At 38.6% G+C, this 21307-nt stretch carries 21 protein-coding genes and 1 pseudogene; 8 read left to right on the plus strand and 14 right to left on the minus strand.

Features of this window, described 5'->3' with window-relative positions; translation table 11 throughout:
• Positions 1-128: 128 nt before the first annotated feature.
• Positions 129-1520 carry a CmpA/NrtA family ABC transporter substrate-binding protein gene (locus LDM93_RS02510; protein WP_223890445.1) on the minus strand — a complete coding sequence of 464 codons (1392 nt, stop codon included), beginning with the start codon at positions 1518-1520 and terminating at the stop codon, positions 129-131.
• Between the two features lie 158 nt (positions 1521-1678).
• On the opposite strand from LDM93_RS02510, the gene LDM93_RS02515 reads away from it, so the two are divergent.
• Entirely contained in the window at positions 1679-2386 is a 708-nt protein-coding gene (locus tag LDM93_RS02515; RefSeq protein ID WP_223890446.1) for an ABC transporter permease, read from the plus strand.
• On the opposite strand, the gene LDM93_RS02520 is transcribed toward LDM93_RS02515, so the two are convergent.
• Positions 2383-3414 (minus strand): M14 family metallopeptidase, encoded by a 1032-nt coding sequence (locus tag LDM93_RS02520; protein WP_223890447.1) that lies wholly within the window; start codon positions 3412-3414, stop codon positions 2383-2385. The genes LDM93_RS02515 and LDM93_RS02520 overlap by 4 nt on opposite strands.
• Complete coding sequence (locus LDM93_RS02525) at positions 3415-4836, minus strand: hypothetical protein (RefSeq protein ID WP_223890448.1); 1422 nt, start codon at positions 4834-4836, stop codon at positions 3415-3417.
• 426 nt (positions 4837-5262) lie between these two features.
• Here LDM93_RS02525 and LDM93_RS02530 point away from each other — a divergent pair, with 426 nt between their 5' ends.
• The 3 genes from LDM93_RS02530 (at position 5263) to LDM93_RS02540 (ending at position 8217) form a co-directional block, all read left to right on the plus strand.
• Positions 5263-6822: an EAL domain-containing protein gene (locus LDM93_RS02530; protein WP_223890449.1), complete on the plus strand. Its 1560-nt coding sequence runs from the start codon at positions 5263-5265 to the stop codon at positions 6820-6822.
• Positions 6815-7567, plus strand: coding sequence for a diguanylate cyclase domain-containing protein (locus LDM93_RS02535; protein WP_223890450.1), 753 nt, complete (start codon positions 6815-6817; stop codon positions 7565-7567). Before LDM93_RS02530 ends, LDM93_RS02535 begins: the two co-directional genes overlap by 8 nt.
• Positions 7568-7788: 221 nt before the next feature.
• A complete protein-coding gene (locus LDM93_RS02540; RefSeq protein WP_223890452.1) occupies positions 7789-8217 on the plus strand; it encodes a globin domain-containing protein in 429 nt (142 codons plus the stop codon).
• 113 nt (positions 8218-8330) lie between these two features.
• Here LDM93_RS02540 and LDM93_RS02545 read toward each other — a convergent pair whose 3' ends face one another.
• The 5 genes and pseudogenes from LDM93_RS02545 to LDM93_RS02565 all read right to left on the minus strand — a co-directional run.
• Positions 8331-9071 (minus strand): DUF4395 domain-containing protein, encoded by a 741-nt coding sequence (locus tag LDM93_RS02545; RefSeq protein ID WP_223890453.1) that lies wholly within the window; start codon positions 9069-9071, stop codon positions 8331-8333.
• Between the two features lie 64 nt (positions 9072-9135).
• A complete protein-coding gene (locus tag LDM93_RS02550) occupies positions 9136-10389 on the minus strand; it encodes an arsenic transporter (RefSeq protein WP_223890454.1) in 1254 nt (417 codons plus the stop codon).
• A complete protein-coding gene (locus tag LDM93_RS02555; protein ID WP_223890455.1) occupies positions 10380-10646 on the minus strand; it encodes a hypothetical protein in 267 nt (88 codons plus the stop codon). The genes LDM93_RS02550 and LDM93_RS02555 overlap by 10 nt, the downstream gene beginning before the upstream one ends.
• Positions 10643-11044: an arsenate reductase ArsC gene (locus LDM93_RS02560; protein ID WP_223891021.1), complete on the minus strand. Its 402-nt coding sequence runs from the start codon at positions 11042-11044 to the stop codon at positions 10643-10645. Before LDM93_RS02560 ends, LDM93_RS02555 begins: the two co-directional genes overlap by 4 nt.
• Positions 11042-11350: pseudogene (locus LDM93_RS02565) on the minus strand (ArsR/SmtB family transcription factor); the annotation flags it as partial. The gene LDM93_RS02560 and the pseudogene LDM93_RS02565, both read right to left, overlap by 3 nt.
• A 132-nt stretch (positions 11351-11482) precedes the next feature.
• Between LDM93_RS02565 and LDM93_RS02570 the strand changes: the two are divergent.
• The 3 genes from LDM93_RS02570 (at position 11483) to LDM93_RS02580 (ending at position 15527) form a co-directional block, all read left to right on the plus strand.
• Positions 11483-12568 (plus strand): SO_0444 family Cu/Zn efflux transporter, encoded by a 1086-nt coding sequence (locus LDM93_RS02570; protein WP_223890456.1) that lies wholly within the window; start codon positions 11483-11485, stop codon positions 12566-12568.
• Positions 12569-12787: 219 nt separating this feature from the next.
• Complete coding sequence (locus LDM93_RS02575) at positions 12788-13552, plus strand: hypothetical protein (RefSeq protein WP_223890457.1); 765 nt, start codon at positions 12788-12790, stop codon at positions 13550-13552.
• Positions 13542-15527, plus strand: coding sequence for a bifunctional diguanylate cyclase/phosphodiesterase (locus LDM93_RS02580; protein WP_223890459.1), 1986 nt, complete (start codon positions 13542-13544; stop codon positions 15525-15527). Before LDM93_RS02575 ends, LDM93_RS02580 begins: the two co-directional genes overlap by 11 nt.
• Before the next feature lie 19 nt (positions 15528-15546).
• On the opposite strand, the gene LDM93_RS02585 is transcribed toward LDM93_RS02580, so the two are convergent.
• Genes LDM93_RS02585 through LDM93_RS02600 form a run of 4 tightly spaced genes read right to left on the minus strand, consistent with a single transcriptional unit; the run spans position 15547 to position 18190 of the window.
• Positions 15547-15732, minus strand: coding sequence for a hypothetical protein (locus LDM93_RS02585; RefSeq protein WP_223890461.1), 186 nt, complete (start codon positions 15730-15732; stop codon positions 15547-15549).
• A gap of 1 nt (position 15733) precedes the next feature.
• Positions 15734-16534 carry a metal ABC transporter permease gene (locus LDM93_RS02590; RefSeq protein ID WP_223890463.1) on the minus strand — a complete coding sequence of 267 codons (801 nt, stop codon included), beginning with the start codon at positions 16532-16534 and terminating at the stop codon, positions 15734-15736.
• Complete coding sequence (locus tag LDM93_RS02595) at positions 16531-17319, minus strand: metal ABC transporter ATP-binding protein (RefSeq protein WP_223890464.1); 789 nt, start codon at positions 17317-17319, stop codon at positions 16531-16533. The genes LDM93_RS02590 and LDM93_RS02595 overlap by 4 nt, the downstream gene beginning before the upstream one ends.
• Position 17320: 1 nt before the next feature.
• The gene (locus LDM93_RS02600; protein ID WP_223890465.1) at positions 17321-18190 is read right to left on the minus strand and encodes a metal ABC transporter solute-binding protein, Zn/Mn family; all 870 of its coding nucleotides are present in this window, start codon (positions 18188-18190) and stop codon (positions 17321-17323) included.
• Between the two features lie 119 nt (positions 18191-18309).
• On the opposite strand from LDM93_RS02600, the gene LDM93_RS02605 reads away from it, so the two are divergent.
• A complete protein-coding gene (locus LDM93_RS02605; protein ID WP_223890466.1) occupies positions 18310-18801 on the plus strand; it encodes a hypothetical protein in 492 nt (163 codons plus the stop codon).
• 147 nt (positions 18802-18948) lie between these two features.
• On the opposite strand, the gene LDM93_RS02610 is transcribed toward LDM93_RS02605, so the two are convergent.
• Positions 18949-20016, minus strand: a complete 1068-nt coding sequence (locus tag LDM93_RS02610) for a dipeptide epimerase (RefSeq protein ID WP_223890467.1) — start codon at positions 20014-20016, stop codon at positions 18949-18951.
• Between the two features lie 55 nt (positions 20017-20071).
• Positions 20072-21235: a DUF819 domain-containing protein gene (locus LDM93_RS02615; RefSeq protein WP_223890468.1), complete on the minus strand. Its 1164-nt coding sequence runs from the start codon at positions 21233-21235 to the stop codon at positions 20072-20074.
• Positions 21236-21307: the final 72 nt, after the last annotated feature.

Genomic DNA, 21307 nt, shown 5'->3' on the forward strand with positions numbered 1-21307 from the left:
AGAGTTGACATCTTTGTATTTACAGGTACCTGAAGTGATATAAGAAGAGATTACATCGTATTCATAAAGGAGGTTTTAATTCACTTCAGGTACCTGTAAATACAAAGCATTATGCTTTGTATTTACGTTTATTTTTTAGTGACAAATTTAGGATCTGCACATCCAGCAGGCCCGTAAGGACAAACATACTCTGGCTGTTTAGTTTCAACTGTCCAACTATTTGCTTTAAGTAACTCTTCTTTACTTACTTTTGAATTTACTACCTCTACATCAAAGATATAATCAACGGCTTTGTTAGGATCCCAGACTTTCCCATCTATGAATTTGTTGTATTCATCTACGCCATCTTTTTTCCATGCACTTGGTGGTAATGTATATCCTACTTCTTTAGCTGCTTCAGCAAACAGGTCAGGTCTATAGACAGATTCGATGACTTCTTTCATATCTATTGCCTTGTCAATTTGTCCCCATCTGTACATCTGTGTCATAAACCACATACCATGTGAGTAGAAGGGGTATGATGCATAATAGTTAGCAAATGTATTAAACATAGGGTTAGAACTGTCTACACCTTTGTTATAGAGGAATGTACCACTCATGGATTTTCTCAGTACACTTTTTGGTGCTTTTACATAATTCTTTTTTGCCAGATATCCAATCGCTTCTTCTCTATTTTCCCATGATGCATCAAGCCACATTTGTGCTTCAATGATCGCTTTCATCACTGCTTTGGTTGTCTCAGGATTCTTTTTGATAAAATCAGCTCTGGCCTGAAGTACTTTTTCAGGGTTGTTGTTCCAAATATCATAGTTTGTCACCAGTGCTGAACCTTTACCTTTAAGAACGATTCTTGAGTTCCATGGTTCACCCACACAATATCCCTCGATGTTACCTGCGATCAGGTTTGAAGGCATAGTCGGTGGGGGAAATGGTTTGATCGTACAGTCTGTATCAGGAACGATCCCCGATGCAGCCATCCAGTACCGCAACTCATAGTTATGCGTAGAGACTGGGTGAACCATACCAAAGCTTAGTGGTTTATAGCTGTCACCTTCTGCTTTATGTTTAGCATCAATGTATTTTTTTAAACTTGCTGCAGAAACAGGTCTTTCTGTTTTATCCAAACCATACTTTTCCATCTCTTTGATAATTTTGTTACCATAGGTGATAGCATTTCCATTAAAATCTAACGACAAAAGTGCCTGAAGGTGTGCATTACCATTGATACCTATCGTCGCTGCAATAGGCATACCTGCTAGAGCGTGTGAGAAATCATACTCTCCAGAGATCACTTTTTGTTGGATCCCTGGCCATCCTCCACCTTCTTTTGCTACATGCACATTTAATCCATATTTTTTAAAGAAACCTTTTTCTTTCGCTACTACGATCGGTGCACAATCTGTCAATGCGATAAATCCAATCTTAAGGTCCGTTTTTTCCAATGCTGCCATCGAATAAGTCGTTGCGATACTTAGACCAAGTCCAAGATTTATGACTTTTTTCATAATACTTTTTGCCATTTAATTCCCTTTTTTTATGTTTGTGATGCAAGTATAACAACAATAGAGTATTATATAAACATACTATTGATTAAATTTTAATCAATAATGGATCAGGATAAATCTTGCAGTAATTCTGTAGATATTGAGGAGTCAATGTGAATTTGCTATAATAAAATATGAATACATCCATATATAATATCTCACTTTTAAACCTTTTGTGGGTGATGGTCCCCGTTGCTATAGTGATCGTGATCTATATACGCTGGACGCAAGACAAGATGACACTTTTTTATGCACTGTTCAGGATGTTGATACAATTGATACTCATAGGATATGTGCTAACATATATCTTTAATGTCGATTCTCCTTATCTTGTACTGTTAATACTTTCTGTGATGCTCATTGCTGCAAGTATCATTGCTATGCGGCCTGTTGAAAAACGACTCAATGCATTCTATCTTTATGCTTTTATCGCTATTTTTATCGGTAGTGTGTTTACCTTGTTGATGGTCGTGTTCGGTGTACTCAGTCTTGAACCCTGGTATGAACCCAGATATCTTATTCCGCTTGCAGGTATGATCTTTGCCAATGCGATGAACGCAGTAAGTATCGCTGCTGAAAGATTGGAAAGTGAGATCGACAGTGGGAATACGTACATCAATGCCAGAGTCATATCATATAAAGCAGCTCTTATCCCCAGGATCAATATACTTTTTGCCGTGGGCCTTGTCTCTTTACCTGGAATGATGACCGGTCAGATACTTTCAGGGGTTGACCCTTTGATCGCCGTACGGTATCAGATCATGGTCATGTTGATGATCCTGGGTTCTGCGGGTATATCGGTTGCGATCTATTTGATGTTTTTAAAAAAACGATACGCTTAATGTAAGAGTAGATCTCTATAGTCTTCGAGTAGATAACAGAGGCAATCTTGTATGATGATTCTTTTATCCAGAGTGATCATCGCCGGTATGAGAGGTTTTTTAAGAGAGATGGCCCCGTTATTATTGGATATCAATGCATCCGTTAAATCCGTACCATCTTCTGCGGTTGCAATGAGAGGTTTCTCCAGGGTGGTATGTGCAAAGACTTCAGAGATGTTGAGTTGCGTGAAGTTATGACGGTCAAAGTTCTCTACCAGCGTAAGATCAAAACTTCCTTCCTCATCCTCAAATCCGAAATTCACCCCTTTGGCTATTTTAAGCACGGCACTGTTTTGTACCAACTGCAGGTCATGAGCGGGAAGTGCTTTATCGGGAAAATGGTCCATATGCATCAGATCATCCAACAGCGCTACGGCTTTGTCTATACCCAGCTGATTACCAGGTGTAGAACACTCGAGTGTAATAGCAGGACAGATATCATCAAAGGCCATTGTTGAAACCCCTTTTGGTGTATGAAACACCATGGCAATATGGTGAAAGAAACTGCTTAAGTACTTGTTTTTCTCATTGACTACAGAAATACAGCCGTAAGGTGGATTTTTTCCTGTATTATTGTGCAGATCAAGGGCTGCGAAGAGTTCATCTTCTGTGATCTTCTGCATCACTTGTGCAATAAGTTTTGATGTAGGTGCACCTGGTTCCGGTGTGCCCGGCCATGCACGGTTAAAGTCCAGTTCATGGTCAAGTCTTCGAAGACCTTGTGACGCGGCTTCGACATTTCCCACAAAAAGCCAGATCGATCTTGGAAGTGCAAATCCCTGTGTATCTTTGTACTTTTTGAGTATCTCCTGCATGATCATCAGTCCACTGAACTCATTTCCATGAAGCAGTATAGATATGAACAGTGCAGGACCTTTATCACCTTTAAGATGTACAAGTGTCGGTCGATCAAACACCTTTTTGATATCTCGATAGGAGATATCCAAAAATGCATCGGGTAGTTCATTCACAATGTCCAAATGGTTCATCTATAGACTCCACTCATGTACAGGGATATTTTGCACAGAATTTTTCATATAATCCTCCATAAGTTTTGGTATGCTGTTAAATCTTTTAAAGTGTGCTAGCTGCCATGAAGCACCATTTTGTCCGCTCAAAGTTCTCTGTTTTATGATATTCAGATAGGTATCGACGTTCTCTATGCCTAAAGCATCAAGCCCCATTGTAGTGATCGCCAGTCCCTCATTTAATATCCACTCTTTTAAAGAGACTTTCTGAGCATTTTCAGGTTCATGAAATAGCGTTTGTAATCCGTATTTTGCTACAGTGTAGAAATCATTTTTGAGTGTTTCAAAAGGTATTTTTTGAAGGTTGATCTTTGACTTAACCAAGCCATGGATGAGACCAGTAAAAAACCATAGATTTGCTTCTGTATCTATCAGTGTGGGGCCAGAAGGGAGTACACGCAGTTCAAGTCTGAGTGTATGTTTACCATCCTTGTCCTTCCCTAAAATAGGACGGATCCATCTCCATATCGTACCGTTGTGAAGATTGAAATGGTGCAGGTCACTTTCAGGTTGGTTCTTTACATCGGCAAAAATAATTTTAAACATTTTATTTTGTTCAAACAGGTCCAGCCAAGAGTTTATGTAACCATGTGCAAAATGGACTCTTCTCTCTTCACCATGTTCTCTTCGCTCTTTGTCTCTTGTATCGACAGATTGTTCAAAGATAGTGATACGAGATTCATGCCAGGCCCTTTTCCCCAGTACCAAAGGAGAATTCGCTCCAAATCCAACCAGTATCACAGAGGCAAGCAGTGCAGCATGATAATATTCGACTGATTGCTCAAAAGGAACCTGTAAGTGGATCTGCAGAGAGGTCCCGAGTGCTTCGAACATCACATCATCTTTCTGTAAAGAGACTTCATCCTCTCCATGAAAGAGAACCTTGACACTTTCATGTCTTAACTCTTTCATACGCTGGGACACCAGTGTATAGCGATGCATATCAGACTGGTAGAGTTCTTTGTTGAAATGCTCAAGTTTTAGACTGGGGAGTACCCCAAAAAGTCCGATTTTCGCATCGAACTTTTTGGCAGAGTGTTGGGCTTGTTTCAAAAGTGAGAGAAGATCACTGTTCAATGCTTCAGGTGCTTCAGCATCAAGCTTAAAAACATGTCCATTGATCTCCATGTCATACTTTGCAAGCTCATTGGTGAAAAGAGGGGAATCTATATCTTCAAGTATTTTTTTATTGATCGGATTGGGTTGATTGTCATTGGTGAGTATGCATATTTCAAGTTCATACCCTATGCGGTACGCATTTGAAAAAACTTCGCAGCCTTTTTCAAAGAGTTTTTTTACATATGCAAACTCAGCATCCAGTGCTTTTTGAAAGGCTATAAAATCTTTCTCCGTAAATTCTCTTTCGCTTATCTCACTACCCATCGGAAACCTTGTGGTGGATTAACTACTATAAGTATAACAGAAACAATTCGAATGGAGTAGGGAAGGATGAAAAATACTTTTCTCTTTCATTCTTTTTCCGACACTTGAAAATGAAAACTTCAATAAATAGTAAGCAGCTGTGACTACAAAAAAATAACATACAATCGATATGATACACAGAGTGAATATTTATTAATATAAAATAAATTTAATTTGTAGTAACTTTACTAATATTCTTGAATATTTATAAATATTAAATATGATATATCTCCCGTATATAGGGGAATATATAAGAGTTATACAAAAGTTACTACAAATGCTTGACATATGTAGTAACTTTTGTGTACAATAGATGTATAAGGTTTAGATATTCCAGTTTGGAAAACGCTCTAAGAAGAAAAAGTTTGATGGAGATCGGAGGAAAAGATGCCAATCAGAACTATCACTGACAAGCACTATAAAGGTGTCAGTGAACTCTATCGTAAATCCGATGGTCAGGTTACAGGTTACTACGTGACCTATAGAGATACTGATGGCAAACCGATCAAGAAAAGAGTAGAGGCTCAGACCAGAGATGAAGCTTTACAGAAACTGATGGAAATTAAACATCAAGTGGACTTAGACAAAAAAGGAAAGAATATGGGTGCAACTCTTCCTCAACCAGAACATAAAATATTGGCCAATGAAAATAATAAAAAGCCATTGTCTCTTAAATCATCAAGAAAAACAATGCAGGATCACCAAAAAATGATCTCTACCTACAATGATGTGGCTATCGTTTCACTGATAGACATCGTTGCATTCGATGATATTAATATCCTCTACGGCTATGAAACAGGTACACGGATTGTCACTGAAATGCAAACGATGCTAGAAGATACGCTGCAAGAGATGGACACTCAAGGTGTATTTAGAAAACACGGTGTTGAAGTATTTTCTTATGAAATGTATCATGTCTATGCAGATAAACTCTGTTTATTCATAAAACATGACTTGAATCATCGTCTGCTTGAATTTGTTGTAAAAGCGTTATCACAACGCATTGCAAATCATAAGTTCTTTATGGCTGATGACAGCCATATTCATTTGAATGCGACGTTTGGTGCCACCAAAGCAGATAGTTCTGTGAGTTTACTCTATGCGGAAAAAGCATTGCAGGAAGCAAAAAAATCACGCAAGAACTATGTTTTTTATGACACGTATTCGATCAATAAGAATGAACATATCGTCAATAAAGTCTATGAGACATTGCTTAATAATATTAAACAAGAGACCGTCACCCCATACTTTCAGGGGATCTTTGATGCGGATAATGATACCCTGCCAAACAAGTTTGAAAGCCTCATGAGACTGATGGACAGTGAAGGGCATGTATTATCCCCAGCGGCATTTATGGAAAAATCAAAAGAGTACCGTTTATATACACAGTTGATGTCTCAAATGATAGAAAAAGTGTTTGATGTTATGGATAAACACGATGTTGCTATAACCTTGAACCTTTCGTATCTGGATATCAATAACGCTGAACTTTGTCATACTTTGATGCGTCAAATTAAACAAAGGAAGATTGGGAATCGTTTAACGGTTGAGATCGTGGAGAGTGAGCAGATAGAAGATATTGAACAGGTCAATGAATTTATATTTTCACTTAAAAAACAAGGGGTACTGATCGCGATAGATGATTTTGGCAGCGGATTTTCCAATTTTGACAATATCGTCAATCTTGATATCGACTATGTCAAACTTGATGGTTCGCTGGTCTCGAAAATAGATGATGAAAAATACAGGATCATCCTGGAGAATATGGTGAAGATATGCCATGACCTTGGGATCCAAACCATTGCTGAATATATCAGTGATGAGAGAATTATGAGTCTGGCAAAAAGTATCGGTGTAGACTATCTTCAAGGGTATCATTTGCATAAGCCGGAGCATTGGGACCGTGTTAGCGCAACATTTGGCCCGAAAGGGGGCAACATTGTATAACAATAACGATAAACTGGTACAGATCACCGAAAAAACAAAGCGTAGGGCGTTAAAGCATGAGATCATCCTACCTTCTACGTATCTTGAGATATTTATGGAAGAGATGAAAAAAATAGATGATCAAGAGCAAGAAAAAAGTATTCACAATGTTGCAGCAGATGAGGATGAGATCATAAACACTATGAAGTCGCTGAAACAAATGGAGCAACATTGGTTTGATTCAGGTAGAGACTATGTGACTGAGCTGAAAGTTCTGCGGTCTGCTATGGACACTCTGCGTACACAACTCTTTTCAGATGATATTTCGAAGAGTAAAAACCGATTATGGATCTTTAAAGATAAGCTCAATAATAATGAAACATTTAATGATCGCGGATTTTTGATCAGTATCAAGATAATCGATTATGACAGGATCAATAGTGAGTATGATACGAATATAGGGAATAGACTCTTAAAACAGGTTAGTGACTATATGATCGGTTATTTGGACCAGAAGCATTGCCATTATGAGATCGTGCGTTATTCGGATGATAACTTTCTGATTTTTTTGCATGAGTTGAATGAGAAGGAAGTAGAAGAATATCTACACAATATGCAAAATGAGATGTCAAATTATAGCTTCAAACACCGTAATAGGGTATTTAACCTGACATTTAACGCTGCGCTTATGCACTATATAGAAAATGAATCCTTTGCATCAGTACTGGGTCAGTTAGACGACAAACTTTTTGAAAATAGGTTGTAACCATCTTTGATGGTTACAATATACCATAGAAACATACAAGTAAATAAAAATCACTCCTACTCATTTCCCATATTTTATTCTTTAAATTAGTCTAATGTATTACTTTAATCACTCTTTTTTATAGTTTGTATTGATTAATAATTATACAATTTATTGTATATATAATATTCATAATAGTAATATAATAGTATATATTCAAACAATAAAATAAAGGAAAAGCAATGGTACTCTCAGAAAAAACAGTTGAGATATGTAAAAAAACAGCACCGTTACTAGTAGAATATGGGGAAGCTATTACTACGAGAATGTATGAGATCTTGTTTATGAATTATCCTGAGACAAGAGCTCTTTTCCCTGAAGCACTTGAAGCGCAGTACAAAAAACTTGCAGGGGCTATCGTTGCATACGCAGCCAATATCGATAAGCTTCATGTGTTAAGTCATACGGTAGATGACATTGCAAAAAGGCATGTAACTACAAATGTGAAGCCAGAACACTATCCCATGGTGGGTGCTTCTTTACTACAAGCCATTAAAGATGTGCTGGGTGATGTAGCAAGTAAAGATGTCATTGATGCCTGGAAAGAGGCGTATTTCTTCTTGGGAGATATACTCATAGGAAGAGAAAAAGAGCTCTATGCTGCTAGATAGACTGTCTTTGTCTGTTACGTACCTCAATTGAGCTAATTTTCAACGTATAATGAGTTTTGGCATTTCTAAAGACCATACCAATGCAGATATATTTGACGATGATATCGATAGAACTAGAGATCCTCATCGTCATTGAAGAATGCATCCTCTTCAGCTTTCTCTTTTGCTGCTTGTATCGCATCAAGTTCGGCCTGACTCATCATCATCGTTTTCATCTTTTGGACAAAAACGGTTCTGTCGGGTAGTTTGGTAAAGTAGGCATAGATACCGTACCCCATGACCAGTACCGTGGAGATAAGGATGACCTTCTGAGCTGTTGAAAAGGTTTGTATAGGCTCTTTTATGTTCATTTCACACACACCGCCCGGACAGTACTTCGGATCTTTTCTCTTGACCCATTCGAAGATCTTGCATCCCAGGCAGATAGAGAAGGCCGCTTCGAAAAAGAGCAGTGCCATACAGACCAAACACACCATTGCTTTAAGCGGATTGGGCTGAAAATCGATGACCAGATAGTAGAACATCGGCCATGCAAGTACAAATCCCAGTACCCATGCAAAACGTTTCTGTGCAGCTCCGACATACTCAGGTCTCTGGTTCTGTACAAAAAAACGCCCCAGCATCAAACTGGGTGCATAGCGCGGCTGAATGATACGCATCGTAAAGTCGATGGCAAAAAACGTTACAAAATATTTTGAAAAGACTGCCGTATGCAGCATGATCCCGTTCATCAGTCCGAGAAATGCACCGACAAACAGTATGGCTGCTGCCGCACGCGCTTCTCTTTCATTGAGTACCCCTATTTCATATCCTGGCACCTTTTCACCATAGGTAAAAAACGCTTGTAGATTCATCTTATTTTCCTTTTCATTATTTTACTTCTCTCTATTTATTTAACATCAGCATGCATAAAAAAATTTATACTAAACCGAGTAAGGCTATCAGTAGTACCGGTGGAGTGATCACAAGTCCCACTTTCATATATTCTCCCCAGCCAATTTTTACACCTTTTTGTGCCAGTACATGTAACCAAAGCAGGGTGGCCAGTGAACCGATAGGGGTCATTTTAGGTCCCAGGTTGGAGCCTAGTATATTTGCGTAAGCCAAAGCATGATGGCCGGCTTCATCGATGGCAATGTCCATGATCATAATGGTAGGCATATTGTTCATGATGGAACTGAGCCCTGCTGCAAGGAAACCTGTACCTATTACAGCCGTGGCGTGGCCCATTTCCTGTAAGTCACTGATCATAACAGCCAGGTAAGAAGTAAGGCCTGCATTTTTAAGGCCATAAACAACGACATAAAGCCCTATAGAGAACCAGACCACTTGCCATGGAGCCGTTTTGATGGTCATGATGGGGTTTGTTGCTTTGTAATGTGTTGCAATGGCAAGAAAGACCAGTGCTCCACCCAATGCAAAGAGTGAGACAGGCAGGTTGAAGTAGTCACCTATGAAGTACCCCATCATTAAAAGTCCCAGGAACCACCAGCTGAGTTTGAACATCGTTTGGTTTTTAATGACAGATTCCGGTGTGGCAAGGTTTTCTATATCTAAATGCTTGGGGATGTCTTTTCTAAAATAGATCCACAGTACTGTAAGTGATGCAAGGATAGAGAGTAAGTTAGGCAAGAACATGGTTTTGGCATATTCCCAGAAGCCTATGTCAAAGTAGCCGGCTGTCACGATATTTGTCAGATTGGAGATCACTAAGGGGTTAGATGCACTGTCACCTATGAATCCGCCCGCCATCAGAAAAGCAAAGATGGCCAGAGGTTTCATGTTCAAGTGTTTCATCTTGGCTAAAAGAATAGGGGTCAGAATGAGTGCTGCACCATCGTTGGCAAAGAAAGCAGCCACTAATGCACCTAAAAGCAGGATATAAATAAAAAGAAGATTACCATTGCCACGGCTAAGTCTTGCCATTTTGAGTGCTGCCCATTCGAAAAAACCTATCTGATCGAGTACCATGGAGAGGATGATGATACCTATGAAAGCCAGGGTCGCATCCCAGACGATATTTGTGACGGTAATAACATCGTCAAAGCTTACGACACCAAGGATCAATGCAACCACAGCACCAATGATGGCAGTCGTACCTATCTGCAGACCTTTTGGCTGCCAGATGACAAAGATGAGAGTGATAAGAAAGAGGGTAGAGGCTAACAGCATGTGTCACTCAGTACTTTTGATTGCGCCAGTGCAGCTTCTATCTCTTCTTTACTGATCTCACCGGAAAGATCCAATGCTACATCACCGTCTTTACCGCTTACTTGCATGTTTGTGATCTTTTTTTTCGTTTCATCACTCATACAGTCACACTGTCCTGTAGCACAGTTCTCTACCATTTTGACAATGTTCTGTTTTTCCACTTCACCCGTAAAGGATATTTTTACGCCATCATTTGTTTTGAATACATTTTTATTCATGTGAGTTCCTTTTTAACTTGAGGTAATAATTCATTTTTGATCTCTTTGTATGTCTCTTCAAACGCTTCAAACCCTTTACCGTCAGGATCTTCAAATCCTATATGGATCGTTTTCACCGGTTTGGGAAACATAGGGCAGGTTTCATGCGCATGATCGCAGACCGTGACCACAAGGTCATACTCGTTATTTATCACAGTGTCCAGTGTTTTAGAGTGATATTCGTCTCTCCAAATCCCTTTTTGTTCCAATAGTTTTTGAGCATTGGGATTCACTTTTCCTGAAGCTTTGACTCCTGAACTTTCAGCATCTATACCTTCGAGTTCAGCATTAATAAGTGCTTCAGCGATGATACTTCTGCAACTGTTTCCTGTACAGAGTATAAGAACTTTTTTGTTCAATTTACATCCTTTGTTTTTTAGTATGGGAAGTTCCAAATTGAGATAGCTTATCTCTTCAAGTATAGAAGTTCTAAATGCATCCAGTGGACTTCTTATACTATAATAAGCCCATCGTCCACGTCTTTCAACCCTTAGAAATCCACCTTCTTTGAGTATTTTAAGGTGCCTTGATACACGTGACTGGATCATATCAAAAGCATTTTCAATGTCACAGACACAGACTTCACCGGTCTGATTGATGAAATTAAGTATTTTAAGTCGGGTCTCATCATTGATGGAGCCGATCGTTTTCAAAAAAATATCCATCCATACCTCATGATTTTTCGAAAGTATAGCCCAATCTATCTTATATATCAAGATATATTGATATATAATAATTTTCAGTTGTAATTTATATAAATATAGTTATATAGTTGTAATTCATTTTAAGGAATCCCCATGGAATATGTAATGGAATTTTGGACCGCACTCATAGAGCTTAGTAATGCAATGGCTCCCTATATATTATTTGGTTTGCTTTTTGCAGGCTTATTGCATGAGTTCGTCCCCGATACCATAGTTACAAAACATTTAGGTAAAGACAACATATTCTCTGTCATCAAAGCCACACTTTTTGGTGTACCGTTGCCTGTATGTTCCTGTGGTGTGATCCCCTTGGCCACAAGTATCAAAAAAAGTGGTGCAAGTAAAGGATCGACACTTTCATTTCTGATCTCAACTCCTATTACAGGAGTAGATTCCATTTTGGCAACCTATGGGATATTTGGATGGATATTTACCATTTATCGTGTGATCACTTCTATGATCATCGCTATGGCAGCCGGTATTTTGGCAAACATTTTTGATAAAAAAGAAGAGCAGGTAGCAGCCAAACCTGCTTTTTCAGCGGTCAAGGCTCCAAATACTTTTTCTCCAACGTTTTCCATGCCAAAAAAAGAAGAGGCCAGTTGTTGCAGTACCGCTTCTTCATGTTGTGCTACCGAAGAAAAAAGTTTTTGGCTTACCAGTGCTTTACGCTACGCCTTTGTGACACTTTTAGGTGACATTGCTAAACCGCTTGTATGGGGTTTGCTACTGGGAGCATTGATCACTGTGGCGATACCTCAAAGCATCAGTGATATCCTGATGGAGTATTCGTGGTTTTCCTATCTTATTGTTATTGCTATTGCAGTACCGATGTATGTGTGTGCTACAGCATCTTTACCTATTGCTGCAGGATTAATGCTCTCAGGTGTAAATGCAGGAGCAGCCTTTGTTTTTCTTTCTGCGGGTCCAGCGACCAATACAGTGACCATTGGTGTCGTCAAAAAAATGCTTGGAACACGTTCACTTGCTATTTATCTGGGAAGTATCGTTGTAGGAAGTATCGTATTTGGATTAGGATTGGATTATCTGTTTTCAGCTTCAGATATCAACCCGGCTTCTTTGATCCATATGGAGGAAGAGGCAGGAGTGGTTGCAATAGCGAGTTCTATCCTATTATGGGGGCTTATAGGGTACCTTTTAGTAAAGAAAAAAGCCTGACTGACTTAAAGAGAAAATAGATACAATGATACATATTATATTTATTATTGTATCTACTAATACTTTATTTGAAAAAGGTCATAAATCTTGAAAAAGAGCTTCATAGTATTTTGTTTTCTCATAGTATCTCTCATAACTACAATTGCTTGTTCGCTATCCACGCCTCAGCCATTACGTATATCTACCAACTTATGGATCGGATATTCCCCATTGTTTTATATGCAACAAAAAGGGTGGTTGGAAGAGCATAATATCGAGATAGTTAATCTTGTTTCTCTCTCTGAGAATATGCAAATGTATGATTCTGGATTTGTCCATGCCTTTACCGGAACACAATATGAATTTGAACAAATGAGGAAGAAAACTCCGGATTTGGATGCAACGATACTTCTAGATCGCTCTTTGGGCGGTGATATTGTGATGGGAAACCGTGATATAGAAACACTTCAAAAAGCACAAAATATCACTGTCTATTTAGAAATTGACAGTGTCAATAAAGCATTGCTTGATAGTTTCATAGCATTATACGGAATAAAACCCTCAGTTCTTCACTTGATCAACAAAGATTCAGATGATAGTTCAATGCTTGAAATGAAAGATGAGCCAACGCTTATCATTACTTATACACCTTATGACATCATTTTGAAAAAAAATGGGTATAAAGTAGTGGATACAACAAAAAATCTCTCTCTTTTTGTGATGGATGCACTTTATACCGATTCGGAAACAAGGAAAAAATATGCTGAAGAGCTAGCAGTGCTCAATCAATTGATCTCTAAAGCATTGTATCATTTAAAAAAAGACCCGGAAGAATATTTTTCCACTGTTCAAATCTTCTTTAAATATAAAGATCAAAAGGCATTTCTACAGGCTCTTGATTCTATACAGTGGATCTATGCTGACCGATCATTGTCACTCATAAAGCAGCTGGAATTACATCATATTCCAACCAAAAATATTCTGGAACCGGTACATGAGTTTTAAAAAATTAAATCTTGCACTGATGGTAATGTTTGTTGGCTTTTTTGCCCTGACGATGTTTTTACATTATACCCAGACCTTAAGACATATTCATACTATTATGATTGATAATTTACGAGCATCAATAACGGATATGAAGTTTGATATAGAAGCAATAGTGAATAATCATGAAACGATTAATCTAAAGGCTTATTTAGATCGACAAAAAGCTGGATCACAGATGGTGAAGGATATCTATGTGGTTAAAAAGGATGGCCCACTTTTACGTACATCGGATTATCTCTATGACAAGAGTTATTTTAAAGAGGACAATGTTGTCTATTTGCGTCAATTATCTACTGAAAATATATCGGATATAGAGTTCATATGTGCAGATCTCAATGTAATTGCGCATGATAGAATCATACATTATATGATGTATGTTAAGATAGATAATCAATATATTGTAGATAGTGTGGTAGAGCGTATTGTGGCACAGATCATATATCCAGTACTTTTTTTTCTTGGGATCGTGATCTTTTATTTTCTCTATATTAAAAGAATGATCATGAAACCGATCATGATTCTTGATGATTTTTTACGTGGTATTGTCCAAAAAATCCCAAAATTTTATATATTCGAGTTTAATAATCTCTCACAAAATTTACAAAATAACCTCAAAGAGTTAAAGGAACTTGCCTATTTTGATACTTTAATAGGGGTATACAACCGAAAAGCTATTGAAGAGATCTTGGAAAAAAAGATCATTGAGACCAAAAGAGATAAAGGTTCCTTTGCTGTAGCAATGATCGATCTTGATCATTTTAAAAAGGTGAATGACAGTCATGGTCATCATATAGGTGATCTACTGCTAAAAGAGATAGCAGAAGTGTTACAATCTGAGATACGTATCATAGATGAAATCGGAAGATTGGGTGGTGATGAGTTCTTGATCATTATTGATTGTATGGATACTGCTGATATTTCAATAAAACTTCAGCAGATCATTGAAAAAGTAAAAGAGCCGTTCATCATAGACGGACATCACATTCGTATCGGTATGAGTATCGGTGCAGTGATGTGTCCTGAAGATGGCAGTGATATGACAACCTTAAGAAGGCATGTAGATATGGCCATGTATCAGGCAAAACATGAAGGACGTAACAGGGTCGTGTTCTTCTCTAAAGAACTTGGCATGAAAGTTGAATCAGAGATACAACTTGAAAAAGATATCAGGTATGCACTTGAACGTAATGAATTCCATTTGAACTATCAGCCTATTATTGAGATCAATAGTGGAAAAGTAGTAGCTTCGGAAGCCCTGATACGTTGGGAACATCCCGAAAGAGGAACGATCTTCCCTACTGAATTTATTCCTTTTATTGAAAAAGGTTGTTGTGTGAAAGACATAGGGGTATGGGTATTTGATCAAGCATGTAATCAACAGAAAGAATGGATAAAGAAGGGGATTGATATCAATATGTCCATTAATCTCTCTGTCAAGCATATGCATGCATCTGATTTTTATGATGTGATACATGCCATTATAAAGAAACATGATACAGATATAAAAAAAATAAGTTTGGAGATCACAGAATATACATTGATGGAATACAGGGAAACTACAATGAATGTACTGAATAAAATGCAGCATGATGGTATGAATTTCCGTCTGGATGATTTTGGAACAGGGTATTCATCTTTAACGTATTTAAAAGATACACCCATTTCTTCGATCAAGATAGACAAAAGTTTTATAGATGAGATCACGCCAGATAAAAAACCCGTTCATTTACTCAATGCGATCATAAATCTATCTCATGCCATAGATGTGACTACTATAGCAGAAGGCGTGGAAGAAGAGTATCAAGTAGAGTATCTTAGGGAAATAGGATGTGATATGATACAGGGATTTTATTATTCAAAAGCTCTGGATAGTGATGCATTTGAATCTTATTATTGGTTTAGAGAATCTGTTTATGAGAGAAGTATTTTATGACTCATTTTTGATAAAAATTTTAAAGTCCCATATCTGTACCCATGGAAATGCTTCCATGGACACCGTGTTCACTGTCTGCAACTACTTCTGAAGCAGCGATACTGTCTCCTGAAGCCACGATTCCTCCTACTCCTACACCAATACGCGGTGAGCATGCGGTTAAACATACAATCAGTAAAAATGCCAAATTAATTATTTTTAGCATTTTATTTTCCTTTACGAAAGAGTAAAAAGGCCCCCAAAGAAACAGCGGATACGATAATAATAGAAGCGCCGGAAGTCAGATCATACGTATAGGAGAACCACAGCCCTGTAAGGGTAAAGAGTGTCGCAATGGCTCCGGAGAGGAACATCATAGAAAAGAGAGAGCTTGAGAGCTTTTCTGCGATATATACAGGGATGGTAAGCATAGCTATGACCAAGATGAGTCCCACTACTTTAATGGCGATGACTACAGTAAGCGCTGAGAGTATCAGTATGAGTGTGTAGAAAAATCTGACATTGACCCCGCGTAACCCAGCATATTCACTGTCATAAGAGACGGCTAAGATATCTCTGTAGCAGAATGTCACCACTAAAAGTATAAGTGACAGTAAAGCACCCATGAAATAAAGGTCCTCAGAACTTACTGCCAGGATGGAACCAAAAAGATAGCTCATAAGATCTACATTATACCCGGGAGTCAGGTCAACAAATATCACACCGATCGCCATACCAACCGCCCAGATGAGCCCGATAAAGGTATCCATACGATGACGTTTTTTCAGTGTGAGTCCTGCGATAAGCAGGGCAGCGCCCACTGCAAAGAAGGATGCACCCAGAAAAATAGGTAATCCGAAATATACAGCAAGACCGATACCACCATAAGAGGTATGAGCAATACCTCCTGCTAAAAACACCATACGATTCACTACGATGAGAGACCCTATGATACCTGCAGCAAAACTTACAAGTAATCCTGCTAAAAGTGCATGCTGCATAAATTCAAATTGGAGCGCTTCTATCATTTTTCTGTTCTCCACTTCGACGTAGATTCTGGTTCGCAGGTATCGCAGTTTTCACTACCTAGCATTTGCAGTAGCTCCACTTCACAGAAATGTTCCTCATCACCATGGGTATGGAAAGTCCGTGTTTTGTCTGAAATATCGTGATAGGAGAGGCTTTTATTGACATGAGCTGCTTTGTTCGCATATTCTAAGATCACAGAGATATCATGGCTTACCACTACTACAGTAATGCTTTCATTGAGTGTTTTGATCAACTCATAGATCTCTTTTTGTCCTGTGATATCTATGCTTGATGTGGGCTCGTCAAGTATAAGTATTTGCGGATGTGCACAGAGGGCACGAGCGATCATCACTCTTTGACGTTGTCCGCCGGAGAGTGCACCTATCTTAGTTTGTGCAAAATTTTCCATACCTACTTGAGCCAAGGCACCCATAGCACATAGTATTTCCTCTTTACTGTAACCAAAAAGAGGTCTTTTGCCTCCCACATGCCCCATCATGACTACTTCAATGACCTTTATGGGAAAGTCAGTATTCACATTGGTGTTTTGTGGAACGTAGCCTATTTGAGTAAGACTCTTCGAAGGTGCTTTACCCAATACGGAGACAGAACCTTTTTGAGGGTTAAGAATACCCAAAATGAGTTTGAGTAGGGTAGACTTACCTCCGCCATTTGGACCAATGATGGCTAAGAAATCTTTCTCTTCTACACTCAGGTTAATGTTTTCTAAGATCATCTGCTTGTCATAAGCAAAAGAAACATTTTTGATATCAATGACAGACATTTTAGTTCTTACCTGCAATGACTTTGGCGATGCTTATAAGGTTTTCAGACCAGTTCGGTGCTAAGGGACTTACCTTCACTACAGGTATCTGTAATTCTTTGGCAATGATCTGTGCTACTGTATCTGAAAATTCCGGTTGGGTAAAGATCGCTTTGACCTTCTCTTCTTTTGCTTCTTTGAGAAGGTGTATGAGTTCTTTAGGTTTAGGCTCTTTACCTTCTACTTCTACAGCTATTTGCTCTAGATTATATGCTTGCGCAAAGTAACCCCATGAAGGGTGAAACACCATAAATTTACGTGTGTCTTCTAAAGATGAAAGCAAATGTATGATCTGTCTGTCTGTTTCATCTATAGATGCTACAAAAAGATCGAGGTTTTTTTTATAGTAGTTTTTATTTTCAGGGTCTTCTTTCTTTAAAGCATTATAAATGTTCTGTGCGATGCTCTTTACATTGGCAGGAGCGGTCCAGATATGCGGGTCTTCTCCTTCATGATCATGTTTTTCTTCATGTTCGCTATGATGTTCTTCTTCATCACATTGATGCTTGTGCATCTCTATTTTTTTGATGTTGTCTGCAAGATCGATGACTTGCATTTGAGGATTCAGGTTTTGAAATTTAGGGAGCCAAACATCTTCAAATTCTACGTCTATAGCAAAGTAAAGATCTGCTTTGGAGATCTCAACCATCTGTGAAGGCTTCGGCTCGTATGTGTGAGGTGAGTTTCCGGGTTGTACCATGAGTGATACATCCACCTTATCTCCTCCTATGGCTTTGACAAATGTCTGTACCGGCAAGATACTGACCACAGCGTTAATATTAGAAAATATGTAAGTGGTTGATAATAAAAATAGTAGAGTGATTTTTTTCATAAAAATATTATAGCGAAAGTGTGATGATATCTCATTGTATTGCTTGTTGAAAATTTTATATTAATTAGTTATAATAGAAAATAATGCGATTTTATTATCTTAATTAAGAAGGGGCTTTGATGCTTACGTTTGAAAGAAGAAATAAAAATGACTTGTCATTTCCTGAAGATGAAATTAAATTAGCGCAAAGATTGATGGATAAGCTAAGAAGTACCATGGAATTTCTTTATTATCTTATGGATCGTAAAGAGGAGTTGTCCTTTGCGATGATCCTGTTTTCATCAGATGATCTGAAGCTCGAAAACCTCATTGATAAATGGAAGCGTCAAACTGATATTTTGTATGAGATCGATAAAGAGAATAATATCTATGTACTTTTATGTCAGTCTACTGACAGTGAGGGTGGAGTGGAATTTGGAGAGATCCTCATGTCCAATGTACGTATACATGGTGGTAAATCTAGCTACTGCGTGGAAACAGAAATTAAAACAACAGCATACACGATCCAGGAAGTTATTTTTACCATGGTAGAAAAATACATTGACATTAGACAAGAGAAAGCATTCAATAAAGTATTCTTTACCAGGCTTGGAGAGATTGAATACTTATAGCATTGAAAGTACAGAAAGTACTTTAATGGTATATGCTAGGTAGAGTTTACGCATCAATGCATTAGAATCCTTATCACGCAACTCTTGAGTACTTCTCTTTTGTCAGGGGTAAAGCGTACATCCTTTTGAAGAGTTCATTGACCCTGTCTAGTACAATACACCTAAGCCGATATCTTCAGAAAGCCCGATCTCACTCTCATTAAAAACGATAGATGTCTTCACCGGATGAGAAGCCAATAAACTTACGGCATCCAGATCAAGCATGGTAATAATATCTGCCTTGGCAGAAGCTACGTGTACTCCTGCAGATACAGAGATGGGACCTTCCAGCATACATCCTATCATACATTTGACGCCAAATTCTTTAGAGAGGTCTGCCAATGCTAATGCTTGTGTGATACCTGCTGTCTTGGCCAGTTTGATGTTCACATAGTCTATTGCCTCCATTTCAAGTAGTCTTCTCGCATCTTTCACGGAAAATATGGACTCATCTGCCAGAAGGGGAGTTTGGACTCTCTCTTTGATGTATCGCAGTCCGTTTATATCATCTGCTGCAACTGGCTGCTCTATGAACTCAGCGATAATGTCTTGTTTCTCCAAAGCAAGTAGGAGATCTACGCTTTCCTGTGCTGTCCATCCCTGGTTTGCATCAAGTCTTAGAGTGATGTTGTCACCTAATGCCTCATGTATAGCGATGATACGGTCAACATCTTTTTGTGGATTATCACCTATCTTTATCTTCAGTGTATCATAGCCCAGATGCACAGCATCAAGACTGTCTGATATCATTTTTTCAATCTCACCCATACTGATCGTAATATCAGTTTTGAAAGTGGTCTTTGTGCCTCCAAGCATCTTATAGAGAGGTTGTTTGACCAACTTTGCTTTTAAATCGTAGAGTGCTATCTCTAGAGCAGATTTAGCAGTAGTGTTTTTAAGTATTGATGTATGTATATTATTTAATATGGTATTGAAATCTTCTATCTCCAATCCTATGATGAAAGGCTTGATATACTCGATAGCTGCGACCATAGAACCCATCGTCTCGCCTGTAATGACAGGTGTAGGGGCACCTTCACCATAGCCTATGGTTCCATCATTACATTCAATGAGAACCACAAGATCTTCAAGGGTATCTACGCGACGCAAAGAGGTGACAAAAGGTTTTTTAAGCGGGGCTTTGAGTGTAGTCGTTCGTATATTGGTTATTTTCATAGTATATTGTATCTAAAGATTTTTATGTCATTTGAACGAGAAATATATTCTAGGCTTATCCGGCGATCATCTCAAGAATTTTTCCCACCATAAGTCCTCCAAATGTCCCTACGATGTACCCCATCATTGCCATAAGTACACCTATGGGAATGAGTGCTTTTGAGTAGGCAGATGCCAAGATAGGTGCAGAAGCAACACCACCGATATTGGCCAATGAAGCGACACCCAAAGAGAAGAGGTCAAGCTTGAAAAGTTTGGCAAAAAGTATCATAATCCCCACATGTATCATAATGATGACAAACCCAGCCATGATATACAGAGGTGCTTCAGTCAGTTCAGAAAAGTTAGCCCGTGAGGCAATGAGAGCTACTATAAGGTAGAGCATGATATGTCCAAGTTCTGATCCGCCTGATATTTTCGCCAAAGGAGTCATGGCAAAGAGTATACCCACAAGTGTAGCGATGATGACGACCCAGGTGGTTGTGGTCAGAAATGAAGTCGTAGGAAGGAAATCTGCTCCATTTTGTGCCGATACAGATACGAGAAGGGCAGTACCCAGTAAAAGAAAAAGAGATGCAAAGCTGATGGGATTTTTATGCTTCTCTTTAAGGGACAATCTTTCTCCCACTTCATCTATGACAGAGGTATCGGCTTGGCTCCAGATGTTAAACTTTTTTGCAAAAGGTACCAGTGCAAGGAGTATCATGACCCAGATGGCATAGTCTATGGAGTCTATGAGCAGGGTGTAGCCCATAGCAGAGTCAGGCAGGTCAAGGGCACCTTGTATGGCTACCATATTCCCTGTTCCTCCCATCCAGGAGCCTGAAAGTGCAGCAAAAGCTTTCCATGCATCAGACTCAAAGTAAGTATGGAAAAGTGAAAAAGTACCTATGAAACCTATGGCGATACTGACTGAGGCTAAAAAGAAAGTCAGCAGCATTTTCTTGCCAAGTTTAAAGATCTCTCTCATATCTGCAGAGAGCAGCATCAAAAAGATCATGGCTGGAAGCAGGTTGGACTTTAGAAGTGTGTATGCAGCTGTTACAGATTCAGATTTTTGCCATAGACCAAAGGTGGAAAAAAGCATAACTACAAAGTAGAGTATGACGATAGAAGGGAGATACTTAAAGAGCTTATGCCGGCTCTTCCTCTCAGTATATACGATGGCAGAACCTATCATTACCAGTAGCGCTACGTATATAAATCCATCTACGATCATAGACACCCTTCCTACAAACTATCAATCATTTGATCTGTATTATAGCGTATGCCTTAATGATAATAGATATGT

The organism is Sulfurovum sp. TSL6, from assembly GCF_019972115.1.
Lineage (GTDB): Bacteria > Campylobacterota > Campylobacteria > Campylobacterales > Sulfurovaceae > Sulfurovum.